The organism is Methanospirillum sp., from assembly GCF_035406105.1.
Lineage (GTDB): Archaea > Halobacteriota > Methanomicrobia > Methanomicrobiales > Methanospirillaceae > Methanospirillum.
On sequence record NZ_DAONKG010000173.1, the window covers coordinates 1 to 1,882 of the forward strand.

Consider the following 1,882-nt stretch of genomic DNA (forward strand, 5'->3'; position numbering starts at 1 on the left):
GAGGACTGACACCTGTTCCATCTTTGCAGCGACAGATGAGACGGTGGTGGCAAGATCCTGCATGGCAGCAAGGATCTGCTGGGTATCCATCCCGCTCTTGTCTGCAAGGTCGTTGACCGCCGATGCAATCCTGGCAACCTGGCTGACACCTTCAGACACGTCCTCAATGCTTTTATGGGCCATGCCGGTCTCGCGGGTGACTTCGTTTACCTTCTCCGCAATCTCATTGACCTGGCCGGAGAGAATATTCATCTGATCACGGACGGCGGTCAGGGCACGGGAGATATCAATTCCGATGGTGTTCAGGGCATTCCGAAACTCGACAAACTCTCCTTCAAGGTGCAGATCGGGATTCATCCGTGCCTGGAAATCACCGGATGCATAGCTCCTGCACAGACTCATGGCTTCCTGCAGCGGAACTGCCATGGCATCAACCGTCTCATTCACCCCGTCAATGATAACCGCATAATCACCCTGGAATTTGCTGACATCCCCCCTGACATTCAGGTTACCTGATGATGCAGCAGTGCTCAGTGTCCGGACCTCATCCCTGAAGAGCTGGAATGTTGCAACAACTTCAGCAAATGCCCGCCCCAGGATTGATATCTCATCTTTGCTTGATGATTCAGCAAGGGTAACCGCAAGATTTCCATGCTGAATCTGACGGGCTGCCTGGACCAGTTCATCCATTCTGCGGGATATGGACCTGCCAAATGCCAGTGCCACGAGCGTTCCTGCAATGATGCCGATGACGACAACGAGGATGATGGTGTTTCGTATCGTATCCAGCGGACCGGTAAAGTCTGCAAGATCACTGCTGGCAACAATGATCCAGTCAAACGGCTCAAAGTAATCATATGCGGCAATTTTCTGGGTTCCCTGCCACGGGTACTCGATATATCCTTTCTTTTCAGCAATCATCCTCCGGACAAAGTCATATGAGGACATGTCCTGGCCTTCAAGCTTCGGATGGAGGAGCAGTTTTCCTTTGCTGTCCAGGATATACATGTACCCGTGTTCACCGATCTTTTTGTTCCGGATCTGATCCTGCAACAGACCGATGGTGGATGCTTCTTCAACACCCACAAAGAGGATACCGATGATCGCACCTGAACTGTCCTTTATCGGTTCATACGCGGTGATGTATTTCTTTCCGACAACATTTGCCGTCCCATAGTAGGTCTGACCCTTGTTTATGACCGCGTCATAGACCGTATCTGATACCGGTGTCCCGACAGCACGTTTTCCATCCTCACCAACAACATTGGTAGAGATACGAATCGCCTGATCTCCTTTCTTCTGGAAGATGGTTGCAGCTCCCCCGACAAGAGACTGCACCTCATCGACGATCTCAAAGTTATTATTCACCCGGTACGATGATCCAAGAACAAGCTCGCCATTGACGATGGATGGTTTGCCTTTATCATAGAAGAGCTGGCGCAGGATATTGAGATCACTGTTCACCTTGACCTGGGTCAGATCATAGACCGTTTTTGTCTCTTCCGTGATATCCGCGGTCTGCATCTCAAGACTCATCCGGATATCATGTTTTATCGTTGCTTCAGCACTGGTATACGCAACATACCCGATCGTGACCGTCGGAACGATGACCAGTATCAGACAGATAAGAATAATCTTCTGCCCAATTGTGGCATTATTCAGCCAGTTTCGTACATCATATCTCATACATATCCCCTCTGTAATCACAAGCAGCCTATGTGATTACCCTGCCATACAGACAGTATGGTGCAGAGGAGATATATAACCTGTATGATATATTCGCATGAGGGAAGGCGGGGTTTAACCGGAATAAACCGCTATTCTGACGAATAAGGATAGAGTATCATGGTTCCTGCCCCGTTCGTTCCGTTCCCTTTCTATC

1 protein-coding gene is annotated in these 1,882 nt (G+C 49.6%); it reads right to left on the reverse strand.

All coding sequences use genetic code 11. The annotated features are described in order from the left end of the window. A partial coding sequence (locus PLA23_RS10110; RefSeq protein WP_324475105.1) for a Cache 3/Cache 2 fusion domain-containing protein occupies positions 1–1,686 on the reverse strand: 1,686 nt, incomplete at its 3' end. Positions 1,687–1,882 lie beyond the last annotated feature (196 nt).